This is a genomic window from Mesorhizobium sp. B2-4-7 (assembly GCF_006442685.1).
GTDB lineage: Bacteria > Pseudomonadota > Alphaproteobacteria > Rhizobiales > Rhizobiaceae > Mesorhizobium.
This window is the reverse complement of record NZ_VFVH01000015.1, coordinates 98,361-123,258: the sequence shown is the minus strand read 5'-3', so window position 1 is coordinate 123,258 and position 24,898 is coordinate 98,361. Positions and strand designations below refer to the sequence as shown.

Genomic DNA, 24,898 nt, shown 5'->3' with positions numbered 1-24,898 from the left:
CTCCCCTACTCCCCTACTCCCCTACTCCGTGAGCATCATGCCCTACCAATCCCCGATCTCCCCCGGCCGTTCCTGGTACGAGGACACGGCCGGCCCGCGACCCGAGTATCCGGCGCTGGACGGTGACCGGAGCTGCGACGTCGTTATCGTTGGGGGCGGTTTCACCGGCTTGTCGGCGGCGGTGCATCTGGCCAAGGCGGGCACCAATGTGGTTTTGATCGAGGCGTATCGCTTCGGAGACGGCGCTTCCGGGCGCAATGGCGGCCAGCTCGGCACCGGGCAGCGCGCCTGGGCCGAGGAATTGGAGGCCGAGTACGGGTTTTCCCGCGCCAAGGCACTGTTCGACCTCGCCGAGGAGGCGAAGGCGCATCTGCTCGAATTCGCCGCCGCCAACCAGATCGATATCGACTACATGCCGGGCCAGCTCTCGGTTGCGCACAAGCCGCGCTATGTCGACGACTACAAGGCACATGCCGAGATCATGGCCAGCCGCTTCTCCTATCCGCACATTTCGTTCATGGACGCGACGGAAACTGCGCAGCGGCTGGGCTCGACAGCCTATTTCGGCGGGACGCGCGACACCGGCACCGGCCATATCCATCCGATGAAACTGGTGATCGGCACGGCGCGGGCGGCGGCACAGGCCGGCGCACGATTGTTCGAAGCGACGCCGTCGACCGGCATTGTTTCGAGCGGCGGCACGGTGAAGGTTTCGACAGCCAGGGGGACGATCACAGCGCAGAAATGCCTGATCGCGGTCAATGCCTATGGCGGCACGCTCGAACCGGTGAGTGCCGCGCACATCATGCCGATCGGTTCGTTCATCGGCGCGACCGTGCCGCTTGGAGCGGATTCGAACGTGCTGCCGGGCGGCGAGGCCGTCGATGATTCCCGCTTCGTCGTGCGCTACTTCCGCAAGTCGAGGGATGGCCGGCTGCTGTTCGGCGGACGCGAGGTCTACGGCGTCAACGACCCCAAGGACATCCATATCCATATCCGCCGCCAGATCGCGGAACTCTATCCCGCACTAAGGGACGTCGAAATCACGCATGGCTGGGGCGGCTATGTCGGCATCACGGTGCCGAGAAAGCCGTTCGTGCGGGAAGTGATGCCGAATGTGATCTCGGCCGGCGGCTATTCCGGTCACGGCGTCATGCTGTCGAACTTCTTCGGCAAGCTCTATGCCGAAACGGTAGCCGGCAACCGCGACCGGCTAAAGCTGATCGAGGATTTGAAGATTCCGCCGTTCCCCGGTGGCCGGCGCTTGCGCGCGCCGCTGCTTTTCCTGGCGCTCAACTGGTTCGCGTTGCGCGACAGGATTTAACAATTGTTGAGTAATATCGTGGGGACCGCGACATCCAAGCGTTGCAGAATCTTCAGCAATGGCGCACTGATGCCACAATCGCGGGCAAAAAGTGCAATCTCTGGGCGAATATAGACGGGGATTTTCTGCGGGCCCGCCCGCTGTTTGATTTGGGACCGGTGTGATCGACGCACGCGTTGCGGTGTTTGATCGAAGAACATCGGCCCCTTATGGAGGTGGCAAGAGTGAGAGAGCCCTTCAGTTTCGGTGCTCCGGAACGTCGGCGCTTTGCCATGCAGTTCGGCTACGACATGCGCCCGTCATTCTGGCAGGGAGTCCGTTCGAACTCGCATCTGGTGATTGCCGCGGTCGGCACGGCCGCGCTGCTCGGCGTGGCCGCGGTGGCACTGTGGCTGGCGTTGCCGGCGAACGAGCGGCAAGCGGTTGCCAATCCAGAGCAAGCCATTCCGGCCGTTCCGGTGAAGACGACGAAGATCGCGGCAGCGGGGATCACGGCGGCCGCGGCGGCGGTGCCGCAAGCGGCGCGAAAGTCCGACCAGGTCTCGCCGACCGTGGCTGTCTCGGAAGCCGCCATTCCGGCGCTCGCGGCGAACGACCCGCGCTGGACCGCCTCCCAATCGAAGACCGCACCGGCTGCTTCCGGCCAGTCGGCGAGCAAGGCCGGGCAGACGCCTGACAAGCCGGCGGCGGCGGCATTCGCGCAACCCGCTGCCGACACCGACGCCGCCACCGAGCTCGCCAAGGTCGCCGCACCGGCCCCGGCGGCGGGCAGCAGTCCCGATGGCGCGCAGACCGCCGCCATTCCGGCCGCGCAACCACAAGTAGCGTCGCAGCAATCTGCCGCGCAGGATGACGACAGCAAGGCCGAACCGCGCAAAGCGGCCGCAGCTGGCACCGGGCGCATCCTCAGGGCCGTGACTATGCGTAGCGGCCCGAAGAAGAATGCGGCCGCCATCGTCACGGTGCCCGCCAAGACCTCGGTGCAAGTGATGAGCTGCAAGCGTTGGTGCCAGATCGTCTACAACGGCAAGACAGGCTGGGTCTACAAAACCTACATCAAGACCGGCGCCTGACGCACCAGCGCCACGATCAAGGCAGGCACGGCCGAGCCGATCTTTGGCGCAGCGATGACGGTGTGCGTCAGATGCAGCGACCGCCGTCGACCTCCAGCGCAACGCCAGTGATGAAGGCGGCCTCGTCGGAGGCCAGCCACAGTGCCGCATTGGCAATGTCGAGCGGGGTCGAAAGCCGGCCGAGCGGGATCGAGGCGCGGAATTTCTCGCGGATTTCGGGTGTATCGGCGCCCATGAATTTTTCCAGCATGCCGGTCTCGCCGGCCACCGGACACAGGCAGTTGACGCGGATGTTCTTCGGCGCGAGTTCCACCGCCATCGACTTGGTGGCGGTGATCGCCCAGCCCTTCGAAGCATTGTACCAGGTGAGGCCGGGCCGAGGGCGCAGGCCAGCGGTGGAGGCCGTGGTCAGGATGACGCCCCCGCCTTGCCGCTCCATGATCGGCACGACGGCAAGGGCAGCATGATAGATGGCCTTCATGTTGACCGATGTGATCAGGTCGAACGTCGCCTCGTCGACTTCGAGCATGTCGCCATTGCGATGGGTGAACCCGGCATTGTTGACCATGATGTCGATACGTCCGAAGGCGCTTTTGGCGGCATGGACCATCTCGTCGAATTCGGAGCGCTGCGAAACGTCGGTCTGGGTCCAGGTCGCCGCCTCGCCGATCTCGCCGGCTACGCGTTCGGCGCCCTTGGCATTGAGGTCGGCCACGACGATCCTGGCGCCCTCCTCGGCGAAGCGACGGGCAATGCCCTCGCCGAAACCCGAAGCGGCCCCGGTGACGATGGCGACCTTGTCCTTCAGACGCATGTTTTTCCGCTCCCTGGGTTCATCGCGTGGCTTTTACCGTGGGCTGCCGGCATCATGGCCTGTGCCACGACAGGCAAAGCGCTGATTCTCCCTTAGCTTTCGTCACATTCACGTCCTATGCTGCAACTGCGAAGGCTTGGCGGAGTTGTCGTTTGCCGACAAGCCTTCGCTTGGTGCCAGTGTCAAGCGCACATCTGGACCGACGCAAATATGTAGCGATCGGTCGTCGATGTGACACCATGGCACTGGAAAATTTAAATCGATTAGAATATATCAGCCGCGTACTCGCGACCGGCGTCAAAGCGGATAGACCATGACCAGCCAGATCATCCCCGTCGACCCTTTCGACTTCATCATTTTCGGTGGCACCGGCGACCTGTCGGAACGCAAACTTCTTCCGTCGCTCTACTATCGCCAGCGCGACCATCAATTTTCCGAGCCAACCCGCATCATCGGCACGTCGCGTTCGAAGATGAGTGATGACGAATTTCGGGCTTTCGCCAAGCAGGCTATTTCCGACCACGTCAAGGCGGCCGATATCGATCCCAAGGAGCTCAAAACCTTCCTGGCGCGGCTTTCCTATGTCCCGGCCGATGCCACGAGCGGCGCGGGGTTCGACAGGCTGAAGAAGGCGATCGGCGACAGCGACTGCATCCGCGCCTTCTATCTGGCGGTGGCGCCGGCGCTGTTCGGCGACATCTCGCACAAGCTGAAAGAACACGATCTGATCACGCCGAATTCGCGCATCGTGCTGGAGAAACCGATCGGCCGCGACCTCGCTTCGGCGCAAACGCTCAACGATCTGGTCGGCGACGATTTCCACGAAAGCCAGATCTTCCGCATCGACCATTATCTCGGCAAGGAAACGGTGCAGAACCTGATGGCGCTGCGTTTTGCCAATGCGCTCTACGAGCCGCTGTGGAATTCCGCCCATATCGACCACGTGCAGATCACCGTCGCCGAGACCGTCGGCCTGGAAGATCGTGTCACCTATTACGACAAGGCCGGCGCGCTGCGCGACATGGTGCAGAACCATATGCTGCAACTGCTCTGCCTGGTGGCCATGGAAGCGCCATCGTCGATGGACGCCGACGCCGTGCGTGACGAGAAGCTGAAGGTGCTGCGCGCGCTCAAGCGCATCAACGGCAACGAGGCGCCGAAGCACACGGTGCGTGGACAATACCGCGCCGGCGCTTCCGCAGGCGGGCCGGTGAAAGGCTATGTCGAGGAGCTCGGCAAGGACAGCAACACCGAAACCTTCGTCGCGATCAAGGCCGAGATCGGCAACTGGCGCTGGGCAGGCGTTCCGTTCTACCTCAGGACCGGCAAGCGGCTGGCAACCCGGGTCTCGGAGATCGTCATCGAGTTCAAGCCGATCCCGCATTCGATCTTCGGCGGCGACAGCGCCGGGCCGATCTTCGCCAACCAGCTGGTCATCCGGCTGCAGCCCGACGAAGGCGTCAAGCAATTCATCATGATCAAGGACCCGGGTCCGGGCGGCATGCGGCTGCGGCAGATTTCGCTCGACATGAGCTTCGCGCAGTCCTTCGACGGCCGCGCGCCCGACGCTTATGAACGGCTGATCATGGATGTCGTGCGCGGCAACCAGACGCTGTTCATGCGCCGCGACGAGGTCGAGGCCGCGTGGAGGTGGATCGACCCGATCCAGAACGCCTGGGAAAGCGCCAGGCAGGAGGCGCAGGGCTATACGGCGGGCACCTGGGGACCTTCGGCCTCGATAGCGCTGATCGAACGTGACGGGCGGACATGGCACGAGAGCAATTGAACAGCGCCAGCTACAACTGGAATGGCTTTTCCGACCGCGCGGAACTGGCGGCTGCGCTGGCCGGCCGCGTCGCCGACCGGCTGGCAAAGGCAATCGCGGCGCGCGGCACGGCGTTACTGGCCGTTTCCGGCGGCACGACGCCGGCAAAATTCTTTGCTGCCCTGTCGGGAATACCGATCGCCTGGGACAAGGTAACGGTGACGCTGATCGACGAGCGCTTCGTGCCGGCCTCCTCGCCGCGTTCCAATGCCGGACTGGTGGCCGCCAATCTGTTGCAGAACGCGGCTGCGGCGGCACGGTTCGTGCCGCTCTATCACGAAGCCGTCAGCATCGAGGATGCCGCGGCATCGGACAATGCGGCGCTCCAGTCCCTGCCCTGGCCGCTCGACGTCGCCGTGCTCGGCATGGGACCTGACGGCCATACCGCCTCATTCTTTCCCGACGCCGACGATCTGGCGAAATTGCTCGACCCGTCCTCGCACAGGATCGTGCTGCCGGTTCATGCGGCAAGCGCCGGCGAGCCGCGGCTGACCCTGTCGCTGGCGCGCATCGTCGATGCCGGCTTCCTGGCGCTGCACATAGAGGGCGAGGACAAACGCACGGCCTTCGACGGCGCGGTGGCACCCGGTCCGCGAAAGCCGATCCGCGCCGTGCTCGACGCCGCCCCCAGGCCTGTAGAGGTTTTCTGGGCACCCTAACTCTAGACTTATCTGGTCCCGGCAAACGGCGGGAGGAAGTTTCCGGGACCTCGCTTGAAAGGACCGAACGCCATGACCGCCAGACGCGATATCGAAGCCATCACGGAGCGCATCCGCCAACGCTCCAAGCCGGGCCGCGAGCGCTATCTCGGCCGCATCGCCAGCGCATCGAACCAGACCGCCAACCGGGCGGTGCTGTCCTGCGGCAATCTTGCCCATGGCTTTGCCGTGTGCAGCCCCTCGGAGAAAGTGGCGCTGGGTGCCGACAAGGTGCCGAACCTCGGTATCATCACCTCCTACAACGACATGCTGTCGGCGCATCAGCCCTTCGAGACATTCCCGGCGCTGATCAAGGAAGCGGCGCGGGAGGCCGGCGGCATCGCCCAGGTTGCCGGCGGCGTGCCGGCGATGTGCGACGGTGTCACCCAGGGGCAGCCGGGCATGGAGCTTTCGCTGTTCTCGCGCGATGTCATCGCCATGGCGGCCGCGATCGGCCTGTCGCACAATATGTTCGACGCCGCCGTTTATCTGGGCGTCTGCGACAAGATCGTGCCCGGGCTGGTGATCGCGGCACTGACCTTCGGCCATCTGCCGGCGGTGTTCATTCCGGCCGGGCCGATGACGACAGGCCTGCCCAACGATGAAAAGGCCAGGGTTCGCCAGCTCTACGCCGAGGGCAAGGCAGGCCGCGCCGAACTGCTGGAGGCCGAGTCCAAGTCCTATCATGGACCGGGGACCTGCACCTTCTACGGCACGGCCAACTCCAACCAGATGCTGATGGAGATCATGGGCCTGCACACGCCAGGCGCTTCCTTCGTCAATCCGGGAACGCCGCTGCGAGACGCCTTGACCCGCGAGGCGACCAAGCGGGCGCTGGCGATCACCGCGCTTGGCAACGCCTATACGCCGGTCGGGCGGATGATCGACGAGTGTTCCATCGTCAACGGCGTGGTTGGCCTGCACGCGACCGGCGGCTCGACCAACCATACCATTCATCTGATCGCCATGGCCGCAGCCGCAGGCATTGCGCTGACGTGGCAGGATATTTCCGACCTCTCGGAAGCGGTACCGCTCCTGGCGCGCGTCTATCCCAATGGGCTTGCCGATGTGAACCATTTCCACGCCGCGGGCGGGCTCGGCTTTCTCATTCGCGAGTTGCTCGACGAAGGGGTGCTGCATGAAGATGTGCAGACGGTATGGGGCGAAGGCCTGCGGCCTTACGCGGTCGAGGCAAGGCTCGGCGCTGACGGCAATGTGGTGCGCGAAGCTTCGCCGCGCGCGAGCGGCGACGAAAAGGTGCTGGCGCCGTTCAAGAAAGCGTTCCAGCCGACAGGCGGCCTGAAAGTGCTTTCGGGCAATCTCGGCCACGCCGTCATCAAGACTTCGGCCGTGAAGCCGGAGCGGCGCATCATCGAGGCGCCGGCCAAGGTGTTCGACAGCCAGCAAGGGCTGAACGAGGCCTTCAAGGCCGGCACGCTTACCGGCGACTTCATCGCCGTCATCCGCTTCCAGGGACCGAAGGCCAACGGCATGCCGGAACTGCACAAGCTGACCACCGTGCTCGGCATCCTGCAGGATCGCGGCCAGCGCGTCGCACTGGTCACGGACGGGCGCATGTCCGGCGCCTCCGGCAAGGTGCCGGCGGCGATCCATGTCACGCCGGAAGCGGTCGAGGACGGCCCGATCGCCAGGATCCACGACGGCGACATCATCCGGCTGGATGCGGATGCCGGCACGCTTGAAGTGCTGGTACAGGCAGCGGAATTCGCGCTGCGTCGGACGGCGGAAGCCGATCTCATCGGCAATGAGTTCGGCTTCGGCCGTGAGCTCTTCGCCGGGTTCCGTCAGCTGGTGGGTCGAGCCGACCATGGGGCCAGCGCGTTTGGAACCGACGCAGCGGAATTCGCACTGCAATGAAAAGGGACGGCTCCTGGCCGCCGTAGCTGAAATGTGGATTACTTGCTTGTCGCGGGGATCGTCGTCAAAGCCGGTTATTTTGTTGCGAAGATTAGGATTTCTGAGATCGGACGTGGCCGAAAGGGCAAAGCACAAGGCTTTCCGTAAATAACTCGCCCCACTGTGCTTCTCGAATGCAACTGCTCTCCGCTGGCGGCGTACGCTAGCTGTTCATGATTCCTCCGAATCACCACAAAATCTCAATTTTTCGTCAGCTCGCCATATGGGCAAATTCGCGAAGCTGCCGAAACTACGACATGCAAGCCGAAACTCCTCGGTGACGCCAGCTATGCGACGGCCTTCGCCACCATGTCCGGATGCTGACCGATCACGCGCACATAGGCGATAGCGAAATCCGGCGCGGTTGCCCGCGCCTGCTCCCAATCGCGTAGCGTGCCGACCGGAACCCGGAAGCGGCTGGCGAACTCGGACTGCGACAGGCCAAGCCCGGTCCTCGTCTTGCGGATCAGGCGGGCGCGCTGGCCCCGGTCCATCGCCCCAGCCGTCACGTCGAAGTCATCGGCGTCAGCCGGGTCAGCAGGTAGCGAGATATGCTCGTTCTTCACCCTTGTTGCTCCTTCTCACTGAGATGAAGCGGGGCTGTTCACCCCGCCAGACGAAGACGCCGGTGAACAGCTTCTCCCCGACGATGCCGACCACCTTGAACCGTTCCTCGCCGTCGATCTCTCGGATGGAGGGGATAATGAGATGGTTGTCGTCCTCAAAAATCCGATCGCCAAAGGCCAGCGGTAATTTGTGCTTTTCGCGATTCGCCGCATCCTTGGCAGAGTCGAACCTGTCCTGCGTCATGGGCTACAATCATACGGGATTTCCGTATAGATCGCAAATCCCTTTTCACTCGTGAAATGTCGAGGGTTTTAGGAGCGCGACAAACCCACAGAGGAAAGGCGCTTAAACCGCTCGGTATGGTAACTGGAGCCGCTGGGTAAACCTTCGCTCGGCCGGCTAAAGCGCCGGCGATTTCGGGCAGCACATTCATCGCATCTCGTCCATGGTCGAGCTTTCAGCACGGCCGGAATGTCGTAGGTGTCGTTGATTGACTTGACGGTTCGCCAATCGAGACCGGCCTGGTAGGCCGGCTCGTGGGCCGCCCCTTCTGTTGCTGACAACCAAACCCTACTGAACCGTGATCTCGGCCCGTTCGCCAGCCTTGACTGTCACCGGCATCTCCTTGTCATGACCCTCATCCGACATATGCCGGACGACGACATAATCGCCGGCGGGGATCGTCTGCTGCCAGTTGTCGCCGTAGTTGAAGCCGAGCGATTTGCGCTTGCCATCGATGTCCTTTTTCGACGAAAACACCTCAATCGAATAAGCGCCGGGCGCCGATATTGCGAGCACGCCCGCATCGAGCACGACCTTCACGTCCTGGCTGTCGCCGGGCTTGATGCTGAAAGGCTGCTCGACGACGGCGAGATCGAGCGTTGTCACCGCCACATAGTCGTCGGGCGGCAGCCAGAACTTGCTGTCGGCCCCATAGGAGTGCTCGACGCTGTCGCGGCTGCCGTCGATCTTCTTCTTCGCCTTGACGATCTCAAAGCCGATGGCCGAATTGTCGGCCTTCTCGCCGCCAGACGTATAGTAGGCATTGAGCATGGCCTGGCCGACGCCGACCACGACGTCCTTTTCTACGGTCTGCCCGGCGGCGAGCTGGATTGTTTCCGTCACCGTGCCGGCACCGATCTGCACCGTCACCTTCTGTTCGCCCGCCGGCACGATGGCCTGGGTGTCGCCGTAATGGGTGGTGCTGCCACCGGGATAGGCGAAATCGACGCGGGCTTCGCTGCTGATCTCGGCACCCTGGCTGGCATGCGGGTGAATGATCAATGTGCCGGCGTTCAGGATAAAGAGCGGTTTTTGGACCTGGCCGGCCTCGATCTTGACCTTCTGCTCGACCTTGGCTTCGTCGTCGCGCGCGACGACGATATAGTCGCCGGGATCGAGTTTGCCGCTATAGCTGCCATATTCGGTGGTGACGGACTCGCCGCGCGAGCCGTCGGGGTTGGCTTTGTAAATCTCCCAGGCATTGCCGTCGGTGATCGGCTCGCCGCCTTCGGCCATCACCACGGTCGGCTGGAAATTGAAAGCAGGCCTTGCAGGCTCCGGCGCAGGCGCTGGCGCTGGCGCCGGTTCGGTTGCCGGCGCCGGCGCGGGGGGCGGTGACGGCGCCGGTGCGGCGACGGTTTCGACCAAAGCTTGCCGCAGCGCCTTCTCGTCGGACGCCTGGATGTACTTGCCGCCGGTGTTGTCGGCGAGGCAAGCGATCTGCTTGCCTTCGTCGGCCGTAAGGCCAAAGCCGACAACGTCGGCTGTGAAATCGACGCCGGACGATTCGAGTTCCTTGCCAAGCGCGCAAGGATCGCCGCCACAGGTCTCGAGCCCGTCGGTGATGAGAACGACGGTCGCCTTGTCCTCGGTGTATTTCAGCGCTTCGGCCGCCTGCTTGACGGCTGATGTCAGCGGCGTCTTGCCGAGGAATTTCATGCTGTCGGCCGCGGCCGAAATCGCGCTCGCCGAGCCGGCCTGCGGCGGTACGATCAGCTGGATGTCCTCGCAACTGCCTTTCTTGCGATGGCCATAGGCCATGAAACCGAGTTCATCGTCGGCGGGAACCGATTGCAGCACGCTTCTCAGCGACTCACGGGCGATTTCGAGCTTGGGCCTGCCGTCGATCTGCGCCCACATCGACCCTGAAGCGTCGAGGATGATGATGACCTTGTTCGCGGCAAAGCCGAATGTCGTCATCGACAAAAGGAGAAACGCCGCAGCGACGCTCCGTGCAAGTCCCGCCATCAAAATCTCCTGAGTAGCCGCCCGTCCGCCGGCTGAAGCTATTTGAGCCCACCCTGGGACACAAGCCCGGACGCGGCTTGTCCGCGGCTTAGTAGGTGGTGCGGCGCTCTTCGGAAGGCGGGCGGCCAAACTGCAGCCGGTAGCTCTGGGCAAAATAGGAATGCGAGGTGAAGCCGGTGGCGATCGCCACATCGAGGATCGGCATGTTGGTCTGGCGCAACAATTCGCGCGCCCGCTCCAACCGCAGCCGCATGTAGTAGCGGCCGGGCGTGACGTTGAGGTGGCGCAGGAACAAACGCTCCACCTGACGCACCGAAAGGCCGGCCGATTTGGCGAGCTGCACCGCCGAGAGCGGCTCGTCGAGATGGTCGGCCATCAGCTCGACGATGCGCCTGAGCTTCTCCGACTTGCCGGTGAGATCGCGCTCCGGCCCGACGCGCTGGCGGTCGCCGGCCGAGCGGATGCGCTCGTGCTGGAACTGGTTGGCGACGCCATTGGCGAGGTTCGAGCCGAAGTCGCCGCGCACGATCTCCAGCATCAGGTCGATCGAGGTGGTGCCGCCGGCGCAGGTGTAGCGCTTGCGGTCGATCTCGAAGACGTTGCCAGTGCAGTTGATGTCGGGAAAGCGCTCGACGAAGCCGGCGCGGTTCTCCCAATGGATGGTGCAGCGATAGCCGTCGAGCTGGCCGGCCTCGGCCAGCAAATAGGATCCGACCGACAGCGCGCCGAGCGCATTGCCGCGCCGGCCCCAGCTGCGCAGCGCCGCCAGAACCTTGCTCTTGCCGGGAAACTCCGTGGTCAGCCCGACCGAGACGAAGAGGATGTCGACCGGCGGAAGGTCGGCAACCGCATAGTCGATCTTGAGCGGCAAGCCGTTGGACGCCATCACCGGATCGCCATCGGCCGATACCGTCGTCCAGCCGTAGAAATCGCGGCCGAGCAGCCGGTTCGCCGAACGGAACGTGTCGATCGCGGCGGCCAGCGAGAACATGGAGAACTTGTCGACCAGCAGGAATGCGAATTGCCGGCCGCCTTGAACGGGATCATTCATGACCGGCCGTTCCAAGGGAATAGTTGGGTTCGGCAAAGCTGCTGCTTTCTGGTGGTCAGAAGGAGGGCCGTTTCAACCCGGCCGCAAGGTAGGCGGAGGCTAACGTATTGGCCATCAGCATGGCAATGGTCATCGGCCCGACGCCGCCGGGCACGGGCGTGATGGCGCCGGCGGCCTTCGCCGCTTCGGCATAGGCGACGTCGCCGACGAGGCGGGATTTGCCCTCCCCCTTCTCCGGGGCCGGGATGCGATTGATGCCGACGTCGATGACGGTTGCGCCGGGCTTCACCCAATCGCCCCTGATCATCTCCGGCCGGCCAACGGCGGCGACGAGAATGTCGGCGGTGCGGGCCAGCCCCGGCAGATCCTTCGTGCGGCTGTGCGCGATGGTGACGGTGCAATTGGCGGCGAGCAGGAGATTGGCCATCGGCTTGCCGACGATGTTGGAACGGCCGACGACGACGGCATTGAGGCCCGACAGATCCTTGCCGCGCACGCGCTCGATCAGGAGCATCGAGCCGGCGGGCGTGCAGGGAACGAAAGCGGTGTCGAGTTCGCCGGTGCCGAGCTTGCCGACATTGATGAAATGGAAGCCGTCGACATCCTTCTGCGGCGCGATCGCCTGGATGACCTTGCCGGCGTCGATGTGGGCGGGAAGCGGAAGCTGCACCAGGATGCCGTTGATGGCGGGATCGGCGTTGAGGTCGGCGATGATCTTGAGCAGCGCCTCCTGGGAGGTGTCCGCCGGCAGCGTGTGCTGGACCGAATGAAAGCCGCATTCCTTGGCGGTGCGGGATTTGGAGGCGACGTAGACCTGGCTCGCCGGATCCTCGCCGACGATAACCACGGCGAGGCCGGGCTGGATCTTGCCCTTGGCGACAAGCTCCGCGGTCAAGGTCTTCACCGTCCGCACCACGTCTTCGGCAACGCTTTTGCCGTCAATCACTTCGGCCATATGAATCACCCCTCGATACGTTCCGCCAAACCGGCCGCGTCTGAAAATGCGGCGCTTTGGATCCTTTTCTCAATCGTGTGCCGAAGCCTGCATGACCCGGCCAGCCGGGCTGCGTCTCCGGCAAGACACCGCGCGGCATTTTGACGAAAATTCGAACACGCAATCCCGTCAAAGCGCCGTCCGATGCCGTTTACGCGAAACCGGCCCGCTTTTGTTCGACACAGGAGACTATCTTGTGGCTCAGAAATAGCGGCGGCCGGCGCGGCTCTCGGTAAGCTCGCGAACAGCCTCGCGAAATTCGCGCAGGCTGGCGCGAATTTCCTCGATCGACGCCTGCTCGGCGCCCTTCTCGGCGGCGGCGGGCTGCTCCAGCGGCGCGGCGGGATAGGCCGACGGCTGAGCCGGAGCGGGTGCGGCCGGGTAGGGCATGGGCGCGCCATAGGGCGCCGCGGCCTGGGGATGGCCTGCCGCCGACCGCGTCTGCCAAGGCTGCATGTGCGGATAGACCAAGGGCTGCGCATAGGGATGGGACGAGGCCGGATACATCGCCTGCTGCGGCACCAGGGGCGACCGCAATGGCGGTCCCATGGGCCGCGTATAGCCGGCGTCCGCGTCTGGCTGAAAAGATGGCCGCGGATAGTCTGGAGCTGGCGGGCGATGTCCAAAGGCGGAATCCGGAGCCGGATAGTCGGGAAATGCCGGAGTGCTCGCCGGCCGGCCCTCTTCGGCGACAGCGGCCGATGCAGATGCACCGGGAAACGCATCGTCCTGCGCCTCGGTGGCGGGCTTGCGGGACACGGCTTTGCGCAGCCTCGACATCAGCAAGCCGATCCGGCTTGGACCCTCGGTGGCAGCGGCTCCGGGCTGCGCGGCAAGCGGCGGCACTGATGCTGGTGGCGGCGGCGGTGATTGCGGCGGCGATGCTTGCGGTATCGGCGGCGCCGGCGGAGGCGGCGCCCGGAATGCCTGGTCATCGAGCGGCGCCCGGCGCTCCTCTATCTTGCGGTCACGGCGGGATCGTGACCTGGCGGTCTCACGCAGGCTTTCATAGGCGCCGCGCATGGCGCCGAGACCGACGCCGGAGGCAAAGCCCAGCAGCAGGCCGGCAAGCGCCACCACGGCGCGCGACGGCCCGTTCGGCTCCAGCGGAATGGAGGCGGGCGAGATTACGCTCATATTGGCGGTGTTGATATTCTTCTGCTCGCCGGTCTCCTTGGCGCGCAGGAGATATTGCTCATAGACCGAGCGCTTGGCCGAGGCCTCGCGTTCCAGTTCGCGCATCGAGACAAGGTCGCTGTTGACGTCGCCGCTGCGCACCTTCATCTGCGCCAGGCGGGAAGCAAGGTCCTGTTCGAGCTGGACCGAGCGTTTCAGGTCAACCTGCAGCGACGACGCGATGCGGCTGAGTTCGGCGAGGATGCGTTCGCGCGCGCCGGTGAGCTGGGCCTCGAGCGCCTGGCGCTCGGGATGGCGCGGTCCGAGCCGGACCGCTGCCCGATCAGCCTCCTGCTTGAGCGTTGCGTATTGCGAGCGCAGATCGCTCATGGAGTTGGAGTTGATCTCTTCCGGCAAGGTGCCGCTGAGCACCGAATTCACGTTGACCTGACGTGCCGAGGCCGCGCGGGCGTTCAGCTCCAGCGTGCGGGCGCGGGCGACGGAAAGCTGCTCGTTGAGCTTGAGCATCTGGTCGTCGCTGATCAGATGGCCCTGCGCGTCGACAAGATCATGGGTGGCCCTGAAATCCTCGACCTTGCGCTCGGCGGCTTCCACGCCCTTGCGCATCTCGTCGAGTTTCGCCGTCAGTTCGTTGTTGGCCCGGCCGGCAGTGTCGGACTGGATTTCACCCGAAGTCTGCAGGAAGACCTTCGTCATCGTTTCGGCGATGAGCGCCGATTTCTGGGCGTCCTGCGTGGTGACGCCGATGGTGATCACGGAGGTCTTGCCGCCGCGCTCGACCGAAACGCTCTCGGCCAGGTTGACGATGGCAAGGGAAAGGCGGCGGGATTGGTCGACACCGCCCGGTCCGTCCTGGCGCAACAGGATCGAGCGGATCAGCGATATGACGCTCAGGCCGCCATTGCCTTGGCCGTTGAACTCGGGGTCGTCGACAAGGTTGAGCTCCTGGACAACCTTGTTCAACACGGTGCCGGAGGTCAGCAACTTGATCTGGTTCTCGACGTTGACGAGCGCCGCGTCGGGCATGACCACCGCCTGGGTGAGATCGCGATCCGTAAGCTTCAGGTCGCGCGGGTCGACGATCAGTTCGGTGGTGGACTCGTATTTCTTCGGCGTCGACAGGGCAATCGCAACGCCGAGCGCCGCGCCCAGTACCGTCGTGGTGATGATCAGCGCTTTGGACCTGGCGACGCCGCGAACCACCTGCATCGGATCGATCAGGGGCTTCCATTGCTGGCTGTCGGCATCCTCGCCAGGAGATGCTCCCGCTTCGCTCGCGCTCAGCGGTTCGGATGTGCTGCGCGGGGAATCAACGCTCGAGGCGATCTCAGGAACCGTCTCTTCATACGGCATCGCCGAGTCCGAACCGCCGATACCGGCCCCATGGTGCGAATGCGAAATGCCGGCGGACGCCGGAGCCGGCTCGTCGCCCGGCTGCAAGCGTTGCGTTGCGGCGGATGCGGAAGGCGCCGGATTCATCTTCGCCTCGCGATGCGAACGCGCCAGGCGATGACGTGTGGCGGCATCCTCGCGCCATGACGGATTTGCCCGATCCCCTAGCGAGACCAGCGATGCCTCGTCCTCACCGCGCACGGCTTGGCCAAGCGCCAGCAAGGATCGCTCGCGCCTCCAGTCCTCACGATTTTCCCTGTCGCCCATTGTCGCGGAGCTTACTTTCAGCCGCCAGACAGCGGCAGTCGGCCATTTGTTAAGCCACGCTAAACAAGCATAGGAAACAAAAGGTTAATTTTAGGCGGCCGAAAGCATTGCTTGATGCCGGCTGCTTGGAATTTCAGCAGATGCAGGAAGATTTCAGAAGGGCACGTTAAACTTTGCCGCCTATGCCTTTCCCTGACCTATGACTGAGGCCAGCGACATACCGCAGAGGCGGCCCCTCGCCCGGATCGGCACCTTCGTGGCCGAAAGACGGGGGATGGTTCGCGACTATTTTTCAGCGATCAGCGGCGCCGGCGGGCGGCTGGTGTTTTCACTCGCCTACTTCATCGCCTTGGCCAATACGCTTTCCATCGCCGAGTTCGGCATGTTCGCCACCGCCTCGGCCGCCGGAGTGATGCTGTCGCGGCTTCTGGCCTTCGGCTTCATCTCGGCACTCTACCGCACCGCCACCATCCGCCCCAACCTGATTGGCACCTTCACCGCAGGCTTCCTGCTGCTGGGCATCGTCTCGTTGCCGCTGCTCGCCGCGGCCTCCTACATCGTCTACCTGATCTTCTTTGCCAGCACCGTGCCGCTGCCGGTGTTCGCGGCAATCGTCTTTGCCGAGGCGCTTCTGTGGCGGCCGGTGGAGGTGGCGCTGATCGTCAACAACGGTCTCGGCAAATTCGGCCGTGCCGCCGTGCTGGCGATCCTGGCGACGGCGTTGCGGGCAGCCGGCGCGGTGCTGTTCATGTTCTGGGCGCAACACAGCGTCTGGGTGTGGTCCTGGTTCTATATCGGCGCGAACGCGGCCTCGCTGCTGGTCGCGTTCGGCCTCTTCTATCCGCGCCAGCGGCTGCGGCTGCGCGGCGAGCTCTATCTCAGGCGGCTCGCCGATTCGATCTACGTCGCCGGCGCCGAGGTGTTGTTCTACCTGCAGATGGAGTTCGACAAGCTTCTGGTGCTGGCGATCGGCGGGCCGCACCTGGCCGGCATCTATGCCATCATCATGCGGCTGGTCGACCTGACGGCGATCCCGATCCGCACCTTCTCCATGATGCTGGTGCAGCGCATGATGCGTGCCCCGGAGCTCTTGTCACGGCTGGCGGTCAAGAGCGGCATCGAAGGCGGCGTGTTCGCGGTCTCGACGCTGGCGCTGCTGGTGCTTGCCGTGGTGCTGCATTTCTTCCCCGGGGCGCTCGGCAAGAACGTCTCGGAGGCCGCTCCCCTTGTGGCGCTTGCGATCGGCGTTCCGGGACTGCGCAATCTGGTCGAATACCAGGCGGAGCTTCTGTTCGCGCGCGGCCAGACGCTGGTGCGGGCGCTCAATCTCGGCCTGCTCGCCGCTCTCAAGGCGCTGCTGCTGACCTATGTGCTGACAACAATTGCCGACACATCGAAGCTGGTGCTGTCGCTCAACGTCGTCTTCCTGCTACTCTATCTCGCGTCGATGCTGCTGACCTATTCGGCGCTACGCAAGCCGGCGAAGGCGATCTGATCCTTCATCCGGGCAGTCTTTCCGAGAACCGGTTCGCTTTTCAGGATCAGGATCGGTCGAGCCCGATCAGCCGGCGGATGCGGCCGGTATCGGTGCCGATGAAGGACTGCATGCCGATCGCCACCTGTTCGGGCGCCATGGCGGCAACGAAGCGACGGAATTCATCATCCGACAGCGCCTCACCGGTCCAGTGGACGCGGCAGAATTCTTCCGAGCCATGGAAGTGGCCAGCGCCGTCCAGCAGATCGTCGACATAGCGGCCATAGATCATGCATTCGGAGAATTTGCGCGCCGAGCCGACGACCTCGACCCAGTTTCGGCCATGCACCTCCTCGATCCGACTGCACATGGCCAGCACGGTGTCGCGGCGCCAGGCGATCAGCGTCGAAATGTAATCGTGAACCGAATTCCTCGACGGATCGATGCCGAGCGCGGAGCCGGCATTGCGCGACCATATGCGATGCTCGTCATGACCGTCCTGCGCAAGCACGCCGTCACGGCGGAACAGCCGCGCCTTGCCGTCGCGCCAGAACGCGCCGCAATCGAAAGGCTTCAGGAAGGCGACGTCGGAATCGCAGAAGACCAGGACGTCCTGGCATGCGTGCGCCGCAACGGCGATGCGGCGCAGTTGCTGCACGTGCCAGCCGCGGAGCGGCTGCGTCTTCAAGCTGAGCCAGACGCGCCGCCGGAACAGGCTGAGCGGATCGTCGAAGACATGCAGCCAGCGCGGCAGCAGCTCACGTTCGTCGACGACGGAACGGTTGGCGCTCTCCAACCGTCGAAACAATTTGACGTCGCGGCCTTCGACCAGAATGTAGTGATGCGCGACGCCCGTGACGTGCCGGTCGAGGGTTTCGCAGAGCAAGCGGCAACGCTCGAAATCCGGCGCATAGCTTGCCGTCACCATGGCTGCCGTCGGCGTTGCCCGAAGCAGTCCGGGTTCGGCGATCGCGCCCGGAACGAACCTCTCGTTCAACGGACGTCTCCGGCGGCTTGGGGCCGGTTCAACAATTTCTGTTTGAGGACCCGCCACAGGAACAAGGGGTTGCCGACCACATAGCGGCGCCAGAGCCGTCCCGGCTCGACCGCCAGCCGAAACAGCCACTCCAGCCTGAGGCGCCGTATCCACAAGGGCGCGCGCGGCACGGCGCCGCTGAGAAAATCCAGCAGCGCGCCGACCGCGACCGGCAGCGTGCAGTGGCGCTCGTCGATGTGCCGTTCGATCCACAATTCCTGGCGCGGCACGCCCATGGCGACCAGCAGCATATCAGGCCGCAGCGCGGCGATGCGTTCGATGATTTCCGGCTCCTGCGCAGCGGAGAAGTAGCCGTCATGGATGACCACGAATCTGTGCTGGACGGCAATCGCCGCGAGCTTCTTCGACGCCGCCTCGGCATTGACGCGCGTCGCGCCGAGCAGCCCCACGGTCAGCGGCCGGGTCACCGACCGCAGAAAGGCCGGCACGAAGTCGGTGCCGTTGAGATTGTCCGGGAACGGCGCGCCATAGAGAAGCTGCGCTGCGAGATCGACGCCGATGCCGTCCGGCAGGATGAGAAAATCGTCGAGCGCCTGGGCGAACACCGGATCGGTGTAGGCGAGATTGGCGTTATGGGCGTTGAGGAAGCTGACCTTGGTGAAGCGTCGTTCCACGATCAGCCGCGTCAGCAGGGCGATCGCGTCGTCCCAGCGAATGGCGAGCACGGAGATGCCGAAGATCGTCTTCAATGTGTCGGGCCCGAACGAGGCGCGGGCGGCGTGCATGTTCATGCAAACGCCTCCTGCATGACCGGACCGAGCTTCTCCAGGCCAAACCGAATGGCGGCGTCCAGCGCCTTGAGCTGCCGGCGGTGGAACGCGCTACCGTCGACGTCCGTAATATCGGCCGCCGCGGCCTCCAGCGCCTTGGCAAAGGCGACCGGATCGTCGGTGACGGCGCAATTGACCGGGCGATGGTCGATGCCGCGCAGCGCGTGGCTGGTGGCAACGGCGGGCAGGCCGAGCTCGAACGTTTCGATCGTCTTCAATTGCACGCCGCTGCCGGCGGTGCTGATGAGCGGGATGACGGCGCCGCCGCGTATGAAAGCCTGGGCGTCCGGCACGCGTCCGACGAAAGCGACGCCGGGATGCGTCGAGGCGATGTCAGACGGGATGCTGCCGGCGATCCTGATGCGGAAGTCTGGGCGCAGATGCGGCACCACCTTGTCCAGGAACCAGCCGAGCCCGATGCGGTTCGGCTGCCAAGTCCAGGTGCCGATCAGCGCCGCGTCGCACTCGATCTTGCGCCGACCGCTGTGCGCCGGTGGCCTGGCGCCCGTCACCAGCGGCAGCACCGCCGAGCGGTCGTCGGAGGCCGCGCCAAGTGCCGAACGGTCTTCCTCGGCCAGCGTGAAGACGAAACGCGCGCGGCGGCACAGACGCTCTTCCACGCTCTCGAGCAGCCTTGCCTCGCGGCGGAACAACAGGCGCTGGAAGATGCCCGGGGCGGCAGCGGCATTTTCCCGCGCCGAAAGATGCTCGACATTGTGGGCGACGAAGATCGAAGGCCGCTCGTCGAAGAGCTTTTCGAAGGCGCCGGCGAACTGCACGGAATTGAGCACATAGCCGTCGAAGGGGCCGGCGCGCTCGATGGCGGCGAGGACTTCGGCATCGGAGACCGCACGCACCTTGGCCGACGCGAAGGTGAGGCCCGAAAGCATCGCCTTGCCGACCCAGGCAAGCTTTTGCAGCGCTGAAGCATTTTCGGTGCGCACGTCGACGGCACCCAGCACGATGGTGTTTTCAGGATCGGCCGCGGCTTTCCCCGGCCAGATGAAGCCGATGACGGTGACGCGCGCGCCGGCGCGCCGCAAGGCAGCGATGATTGCAGCATTGGCGATCTCGTAGCCCGATGCGAGAGCGCCATCGGGCACGATCGATGTGGCGAACAGCAGATGCATCTCACCTATCCTGTGGTGCAGCCGGTAGCAAAGCGCGGTGAACCCTTGATTAAACGCGCGCGCATCGACGACCCAAAACCTCGGCTTGAAGAGCCACTCCGTGAAAGGTGATTAACGAAACGTTATCGTCATGGTGCTAACAGAACTCGACCCACCATGCGGCTGACACGGATGATCCCTTTGCCATCGGACGGTTCGGTATCGATCGCGGGACGATCCCCCCGGCTTGACACGGAGGGCGTCGAAGCCGTCGTCACCTTGCCGACCTTCAAGCGGCCGGACCAGGTCCTGCAAACGCTGGCGTCGCTGCGGGCACAGCAGACCGGCAGGCGCTTTGCCGTCATCGTCATGGAGAACGAGGCCGAGGCGCGTGCCGGCGCCCAGGCGTCGCTGCCGCTGTTCGAGCGCGGCGACATACCGGGCATGGTGATCATCGCGCATCAGCGCGGCAATTGCAGCGCCTACAATGCCGGCTGGCAGACGGCGATCCTGCATTTCCCGAATTTCAGGCACCTGCTGGTCATCGACGATGACGAGATAGCCGATCCGCACTGGCTGGAACGGATGTGCGCGGCGGCCGAGAGCCTTGGCGCCGATGTTGTCGGCGGTCCGCAAGTGCCCGACTTCGCCGATCCCGCCCATGCGCGCTGGGCCAAGCATCCGGTCTTCGCGCCGCCCTACCGCAAGACGGGCCTCGTGCCGGCACTCTATTCGTCCGGCAATCTCCTGGTCGGGCGCAACGTGCTTACCGCCATGGGGCCGCCGTTCCTCGACCTGAGATTCAATTTCATGGGCGGCGGCGATTCCGACTTCCTGAGCCGGGCGGCGCAGCGCGGCTTCGCGCTTGGCTGGTGCGCCGAGGCCAGCGTGACCGAGACCGTCCCGGCCCGGCGGGTCGAGGCCGACTGGATCCGCGCCCGCAGCCTGCGCAACGGCGTGATCTCGACGCTGGTCGAAAAGAAGAAACGCGCCGGCACCCCGCTGGCCGGCGTCAAGGTGTTGCTGAAGAGCCTGGCCCTGCTTGCCGCCTCGCCATTTCGCGGGGCCGCCAGGCTGGCACGGACAGGATCGCCCGCGGCCGCAATCTACCCTGTCCATGTGGCGCTGGGCCGCGTGCTGGCCGAATTCGGATATGCCAATGAGCAATACCGCCAGCCTGAAAAGAACTGAGCGCGCGCCGCTCGGCGCCGCGTTCACGCGCGACGGCGTGGCAACCGCGATCGCGGCGTTGCTGTTCACCGTCGTCATGGTGTCCTTCCGCCCGTTCCAGCCCGCGGGCGCGGAACTCACCGGCGAAGGCGGCGACATCGTCAACCAGCTCGGCTTCGGCTCGCTCGGCGCCGTTTCCGTCTTTTCGCTGATGGCTTTCGCCGACCCGCGCATCGTGCGCTCGCTGCTCAGCCCTTCCTGGATGCTGATGCTGGGCTTCTTCTTCCTGTCGGTGGTGCTGGCGACAGACCCGCCCTCGGCGATGCGCGCCGCCTCCTTCACCATGATCGGCATCCTGACCATGGCGACGATCCTTGTGCTGCCGCGCGACGCGGATTCCTTCTCGAAGGTCATCATCTTCACCGCGGTGGCGGTCATGGGCCTTTCCTACCTCGGCCTCATCGCCTTTCCGCACGAGGCAATGCACACGGCCGATTCGCAGGAACCCGAACATGCCGGCCTGTGGCGCGGCGTCTTCACCCACAAGAACATCGCCGGCCCGGTCATGGCCTGCTTCAGTTTCGCCGGCCTCTATCTCTTCCGGCGCGGGCAGCGGTTCTGGGGCGCCGGAATTTTCTTCGCGGCGATGGTGTTCATGCTGCACACCGGATCCAAGACCACGGCCGGCCTGGTGCCGTTCTCGATCCTGATCGTCATGTTTCCAAGCCTCATGGGCATGCGACTCGGCACGCCGATCCTGTTCGCGCTGGCGATCATCGCTACCGCGGTCGGCACGCTGGGCATCGTTTTCCTGCCGCCGGTGAAACAGCTGGCGGCGATCTATTTTCCCGGCCTGACCTATACCGGGCGCACCACGCTCTGGGAGTTCGCCGGCGAGATGCTGGCGAAGAAACCGTGGACCGGCTACGGTTATGAGAGTTTCTGGGGAACGCCGCTGCTGCTCAACCAGGATCAGCCCTTCGACCGGCCGTGGGATATCAGGACCATCGTGCACGGCCATGACGGTTATCTCGACATCGCGGTGCTGATGGGCATTCCGGCGCTTTGCGTGGCGGTCTACACTTTCCTGATCGCCCCTTTGCGCGACTACATGCGCATTCCCTTGCGCAAGGAAAACATCTATCTCGGCGACTTCTTCATGATGGTGGTGCTGTTCGCCGCGCTCAACGCCTTCCTCGAAAGCTTCTTCTTTCATCGCGGCGATCCGGTGTGGCTGTTCTTCGTGCTCGGTGTGCTTGGGCTCAGACAAGTTTCGCTGCGTCCGGTCGCGCTGCGTAACGCCGGTCGTGGCGCGCGATTGGGCCACTCCACCTGACAGGGCTTCCCCGTTGATCCGCGAGCGTCTATGTGAAGCCTTTCCTCGGAGGGCTTTCGATGACGATCAGGCTTGTTCTCGCCGGCTGCGGCAATATGGGCTACGCCATGCTCTCGGGCTGGCTGAAATCCGGAAAGCTTGCACCGTCGGCCGTTTTCGTGGTCGAGCCCAATGCCGACCTGCGCCAGCGCGCGGCCGCACTGGGATGCGGAACGGCTGCCGACCCCACCGATATTCCGGCCGGTGCCGTGCCTGATCTCATCGTCATCGCCGTGAAGCCGCAGGTGATCCGCGACGTCACCGCCGCCTACAAACGTTTCGGCGATGGGCGCACCACTTTCGTCAGCATTGCCGCGGGCACGCCGGTCGCCACCTTCGAGGAAATCCTGGGCGACCGCGCGCCTGTTGTGCGCTGCATGCCCAACACGCCCGCTGCCATCGGCAAGGGCATGATGGTGGTGTTTTCCAATCCGCTGGTTTCCGACGACACCAAGCGTTTCGTCGCCGACCTCTTGTCGGCCAGCGGCGAAGTGGCCACAATCGACGACGAGGGCCTGATGGATGCCGTGACCGCCGTCTCGGGATCTGGCCCGGCCTATATCTTCCATTTCATCGAAGCGCTGACCGTCGCCGCCGAAAAGGCGGGCCTGCCGGCGGCGACCGCCAAGCTGCTCGCCATGCAGACAGTTTATGGCGCTGCCTCGCTCGCTGCCGAAAGCGGCGAGGAGCCGGGCCTGCTGCGCCAGCAGGTGACCAGCCCCAACGGCACGACGGCGGCCGCGCTGGCAGTGCTGATGGGCGAGGACCGGTTGACCAATCTCCTCACGCAAGCGGTGGAAGCGGCGCGGCTGCGGTCGATCGAACTGGGGAAATAAGGCCGTCTGGTCGCTTCAGCCTTTCGCGGCGCCGATGCGCCGCAACAAGGCTGTGAGCGTCGCGCACTGCGCCGACGTCGATAAACTGGTCGTTTCAGGTGCCCCACAGCATCTCATCCTGCAGCCGGCGCAGAGCGAACAGTCTCGTCGTCCGGTCGGGTGCGGCGTTGTCGGCCGTCAACAGCTCGCCTTTCCTCACCGGTTTCAGCACCTTGCCGCCCTCGAGCAGGCCGACCGGCACGGCACGCCGGGCGCGAGCGTCTTCGACGGTCATCGTCCAGGAGCGATAGCAGGTCTCGCCGATCGCATCGAAGGTTTCGCCGGCGGCCAGATCCCGCTTGGCGACGGCGCATACCTCGGCGACCGGCCTTGGCAGCGGCACCATGTCGGGCTTGCCGAAGAGCACGATGCGGGCCGCCGTCAGCGGCACTTCCAGCGAGGTCAAATGGTAGGGTCGGAACAGGCTGTAATAGGGACCGTGGCCGATATGCAGGTCGTCCATGCGCTCGACGATGCGCGGGTGGGTCGCCTCGACGATGACGAAGACACCGGGTGCGACACCCTTGCCGATGGTGTAGTCGACAACGCCCTTTTTCGTGAGCAGCCCGCCATGCTCGCGCGGAATGAGCACCTTGACGAGGTCGTCGCGGTCGGCCTTCGGGCCGTGCATGCCGGGCACATCGGGCACCAGCCCGGTGGCGTTGGCGATGGCGCACATCTCGACCATGGTTTTCGAACCGTCGACGAACTCGACCAGCATGCGCGGGTTCATGTTGCGGCGGATCGCTTCCTCGCGATAGTCGTCGGGCACGGCATCGTGGTTAAGCGGGTTGTTCTTGCCCTTGCCGGCCGAGACGATGGTCAGGCCCAGTGCGGAGGCGAACTCGATCAGCTCCATGCAGCTCGAGGGCTCGTCTCCGGCGCCGACCGAATAGACGACGCCGAGGCGATCTGCCTGCTGCTTGAGATAGCAGCCGATGGTGACGTCGGCCTCGACATTCATCATCACCAGATGCTTGCCATGCTGCATCGCCATCAGGTCGAAGTCGGCGGCGACGCCGGGCTTGCCGGTGGCGTCGATGACGACGTCGATCAGCGGATTGGTGACCAGCATCTCGTTGGAGGTGATGGCGATCTTTCCCGACTCGATCGCCGCGGTGACTTTCGAAGTGGTATCGGCTTCGACGGCCATCGCTTCGTCACCATAGGCGATGCGGATCGCTTCGCGCGCCGTGTGCGGACGTCTTGTCGAGACCGCGCAGACCGAAATGCCGGGCATCAGCATGCCTTGCGTGACCAGATCGGTGCCCATTTCGCCCGAACCGATGACGCCGATGCGTACCGGGCGGCCCTCGGCGGCACGGCTGGCGAGATCGCGGGCGAGCCCGGTCAAGGCGACATTGGTCATGCGGAGATGTCCACAGCTTCCTGGTTCGCGTCGGATTAGCAGGGAATAGCTCCTCCTTGCCAACGAAACTGGCCTCGGCCCGTCAATTTCCCATGAAATCGCGCAGGACAGATGCGCTCGCCACGGTTCGGTTGGCCCAAAGACTGGGCTCCGAACTCGGCGACAAAGACCTGACGACTGCCAGTCCGCTGTGCCGGCAGTTTCTCCTGATAGGAATTTTTTCCTGACTGGGTGAGGGCAACTATGCTACATATTTGCCCATGGTGCTGAGTTGCGCCAAGGGCCCGCCGCACAGGCGGGTTTTTCCGTTCAATGGTCCGTCAAGAGCGCACAGGCGAAGGCTCCGTCAGCCCGGATGCCTTGGGTTCAAAGACTTGCCAATTGACATTG

General features: G+C 64.4%; 20 protein-coding genes and 1 pseudogene. 9 read left to right on the top strand and 12 right to left on the bottom strand.

The window, feature by feature from the left end; all coding sequences use genetic code 11:
- The first annotated feature begins 37 nt into the window (after nt 1-37).
- Both FJ946_RS29080 and FJ946_RS29075 read left to right on the top strand, forming a co-directional pair.
- The gene (locus FJ946_RS29080; RefSeq protein WP_140558566.1) at nt 38-1,324 is read left to right on the top strand and encodes an FAD-binding oxidoreductase; all 1,287 of its coding nucleotides are present in this window, start codon (nt 38-40) and stop codon (nt 1,322-1,324) included.
- A 224-nt stretch (nt 1,325-1,548) separates the two neighbouring features.
- Nucleotides 1,549-2,397 (top strand): SH3 domain-containing protein, encoded by an 849-nt coding sequence (locus FJ946_RS29075; protein WP_224647537.1) that lies wholly within the window; start codon nt 1,549-1,551, stop codon nt 2,395-2,397.
- A 67-nt stretch (nt 2,398-2,464) separates the two neighbouring features.
- Here the strand turns inward: FJ946_RS29075 and FJ946_RS29070 are convergent, their stop codons facing one another.
- Nucleotides 2,465-3,211 carry an SDR family oxidoreductase gene (locus FJ946_RS29070; protein WP_140568175.1) on the bottom strand — a complete coding sequence of 249 codons (747 nt, stop codon included), beginning with the start codon at nt 3,209-3,211 and terminating at the stop codon, nt 2,465-2,467.
- 313 nt (nt 3,212-3,524) lie between these two features.
- On the opposite strand from FJ946_RS29070, the gene zwf reads away from it, so the two are divergent.
- The 3 genes from zwf to edd all read left to right on the top strand — a co-directional run bounded on the left by zwf (nt 3,525) and on the right by edd (nt 7,612).
- Nucleotides 3,525-4,997 (top strand): glucose-6-phosphate dehydrogenase, encoded by a 1,473-nt coding sequence (zwf, locus tag FJ946_RS29065; RefSeq protein WP_140501096.1) that lies wholly within the window; start codon nt 3,525-3,527, stop codon nt 4,995-4,997.
- Complete coding sequence (gene pgl, locus FJ946_RS29060) at nt 4,979-5,695, top strand: 6-phosphogluconolactonase (RefSeq protein ID WP_140501094.1); 717 nt, start codon at nt 4,979-4,981, stop codon at nt 5,693-5,695. The genes zwf and pgl overlap by 19 nt, the downstream gene beginning before the upstream one ends.
- A 72-nt stretch (nt 5,696-5,767) precedes the next feature.
- Complete coding sequence (gene edd, locus FJ946_RS29055) at nt 5,768-7,612, top strand: phosphogluconate dehydratase (protein WP_140568174.1); 1,845 nt, start codon at nt 5,768-5,770, stop codon at nt 7,610-7,612.
- A 326-nt stretch (nt 7,613-7,938) separates the two neighbouring features.
- Here the strand turns inward: edd and FJ946_RS29050 are convergent, their stop codons facing one another.
- The 7 genes and pseudogenes from FJ946_RS29050 to FJ946_RS29020 all read right to left on the bottom strand — a co-directional run bounded on the left by FJ946_RS29050 (nt 7,939) and on the right by FJ946_RS29020 (nt 15,309).
- Nucleotides 7,939-8,217: a helix-turn-helix domain-containing protein gene (locus FJ946_RS29050; RefSeq protein WP_140501090.1), complete on the bottom strand. Its 279-nt coding sequence runs from the start codon at nt 8,215-8,217 to the stop codon at nt 7,939-7,941.
- Nucleotides 8,186-8,461, bottom strand: coding sequence for a BrnT family toxin (locus FJ946_RS29045; RefSeq protein WP_140501088.1), 276 nt, complete (start codon nt 8,459-8,461; stop codon nt 8,186-8,188). The genes FJ946_RS29050 and FJ946_RS29045 overlap by 32 nt, the downstream gene beginning before the upstream one ends.
- A pseudogene (locus FJ946_RS31390) lies at nt 8,373-8,748 on the bottom strand (hypothetical protein); the annotation flags it as partial. The pseudogene FJ946_RS31390 and the gene FJ946_RS29045, both read right to left, overlap by 89 nt.
- Before the next feature lie 40 nt (nt 8,749-8,788).
- On the bottom strand, nt 8,789-10,468 hold the full coding sequence (locus tag FJ946_RS29035; RefSeq protein ID WP_140568173.1) for a VWA domain-containing protein: 1,680 nt from the start codon (nt 10,466-10,468) through the stop codon (nt 8,789-8,791).
- A gap of 88 nt (nt 10,469-10,556) precedes the next feature.
- Entirely contained in the window at nt 10,557-11,519 is a 963-nt protein-coding gene (locus tag FJ946_RS29030; protein WP_140501084.1) for a GlxA family transcriptional regulator, read from the bottom strand.
- Between the two features lie 55 nt (nt 11,520-11,574).
- The gene (gene folD, locus FJ946_RS29025; protein ID WP_140501082.1) at nt 11,575-12,474 is read right to left on the bottom strand and encodes a bifunctional methylenetetrahydrofolate dehydrogenase/methenyltetrahydrofolate cyclohydrolase FolD; all 900 of its coding nucleotides are present in this window, start codon (nt 12,472-12,474) and stop codon (nt 11,575-11,577) included.
- Nucleotides 12,475-12,714: 240 nt separating this feature from the next.
- Nucleotides 12,715-15,309, bottom strand: a complete 2,595-nt coding sequence (locus FJ946_RS29020; protein WP_140568172.1) for a GumC family protein — start codon at nt 15,307-15,309, stop codon at nt 12,715-12,717.
- A 199-nt stretch (nt 15,310-15,508) separates the two neighbouring features.
- Between FJ946_RS29020 and FJ946_RS29015 the strand changes: the two genes are divergently transcribed.
- Nucleotides 15,509-16,804, top strand: a complete 1,296-nt coding sequence (locus FJ946_RS29015) for a lipopolysaccharide biosynthesis protein (protein WP_140562182.1) — start codon at nt 15,509-15,511, stop codon at nt 16,802-16,804.
- A gap of 46 nt (nt 16,805-16,850) precedes the next feature.
- Here FJ946_RS29015 and FJ946_RS29010 read toward each other — a convergent pair whose 3' ends face one another.
- The 3 genes from FJ946_RS29010 to FJ946_RS29000 are packed head-to-tail and all read right to left on the bottom strand — an operon-like array spanning nt 16,851 to nt 19,740.
- Entirely contained in the window at nt 16,851-17,780 is a 930-nt protein-coding gene (locus tag FJ946_RS29010; protein ID WP_140558574.1) for a DUF6492 family protein, read from the bottom strand.
- On the bottom strand, nt 17,777-18,571 hold the full coding sequence (locus FJ946_RS29005; RefSeq protein ID WP_140568171.1) for a WecB/TagA/CpsF family glycosyltransferase: 795 nt from the start codon (nt 18,569-18,571) through the stop codon (nt 17,777-17,779). Before FJ946_RS29005 ends, FJ946_RS29010 begins: the two co-directional genes overlap by 4 nt.
- Nucleotides 18,568-19,740, bottom strand: coding sequence for a glycosyltransferase family 4 protein (locus FJ946_RS29000; RefSeq protein WP_140568170.1), 1,173 nt, complete (start codon nt 19,738-19,740; stop codon nt 18,568-18,570). Before FJ946_RS29000 ends, FJ946_RS29005 begins: the two co-directional genes overlap by 4 nt.
- Nucleotides 19,741-19,911: 171 nt before the next feature.
- Between FJ946_RS29000 and FJ946_RS28995 the strand changes: the two genes are divergently transcribed.
- The 3 genes from FJ946_RS28995 to proC are packed head-to-tail and all read left to right on the top strand — an operon-like array spanning nt 19,912 to nt 23,100.
- On the top strand, nt 19,912-20,910 hold the full coding sequence (locus tag FJ946_RS28995; protein WP_140568169.1) for a glycosyltransferase: 999 nt from the start codon (nt 19,912-19,914) through the stop codon (nt 20,908-20,910).
- Nucleotides 20,879-22,225: an O-antigen ligase gene (locus FJ946_RS28990; protein WP_140568168.1), complete on the top strand. Its 1,347-nt coding sequence runs from the start codon at nt 20,879-20,881 to the stop codon at nt 22,223-22,225. Before FJ946_RS28995 ends, FJ946_RS28990 begins: the two co-directional genes overlap by 32 nt.
- A 59-nt stretch (nt 22,226-22,284) precedes the next feature.
- A complete protein-coding gene (gene proC, locus FJ946_RS28985) occupies nt 22,285-23,100 on the top strand; it encodes a pyrroline-5-carboxylate reductase (protein WP_140568167.1) in 816 nt (271 codons plus the stop codon).
- A gap of 94 nt (nt 23,101-23,194) precedes the next feature.
- On the opposite strand, the gene FJ946_RS28980 is transcribed toward proC, so the two are convergent.
- Entirely contained in the window at nt 23,195-24,508 is a 1,314-nt protein-coding gene (locus tag FJ946_RS28980) for an NAD(P)H-dependent oxidoreductase (RefSeq protein ID WP_140568166.1), read from the bottom strand.
- Nucleotides 24,509-24,898 lie beyond the last annotated feature (390 nt).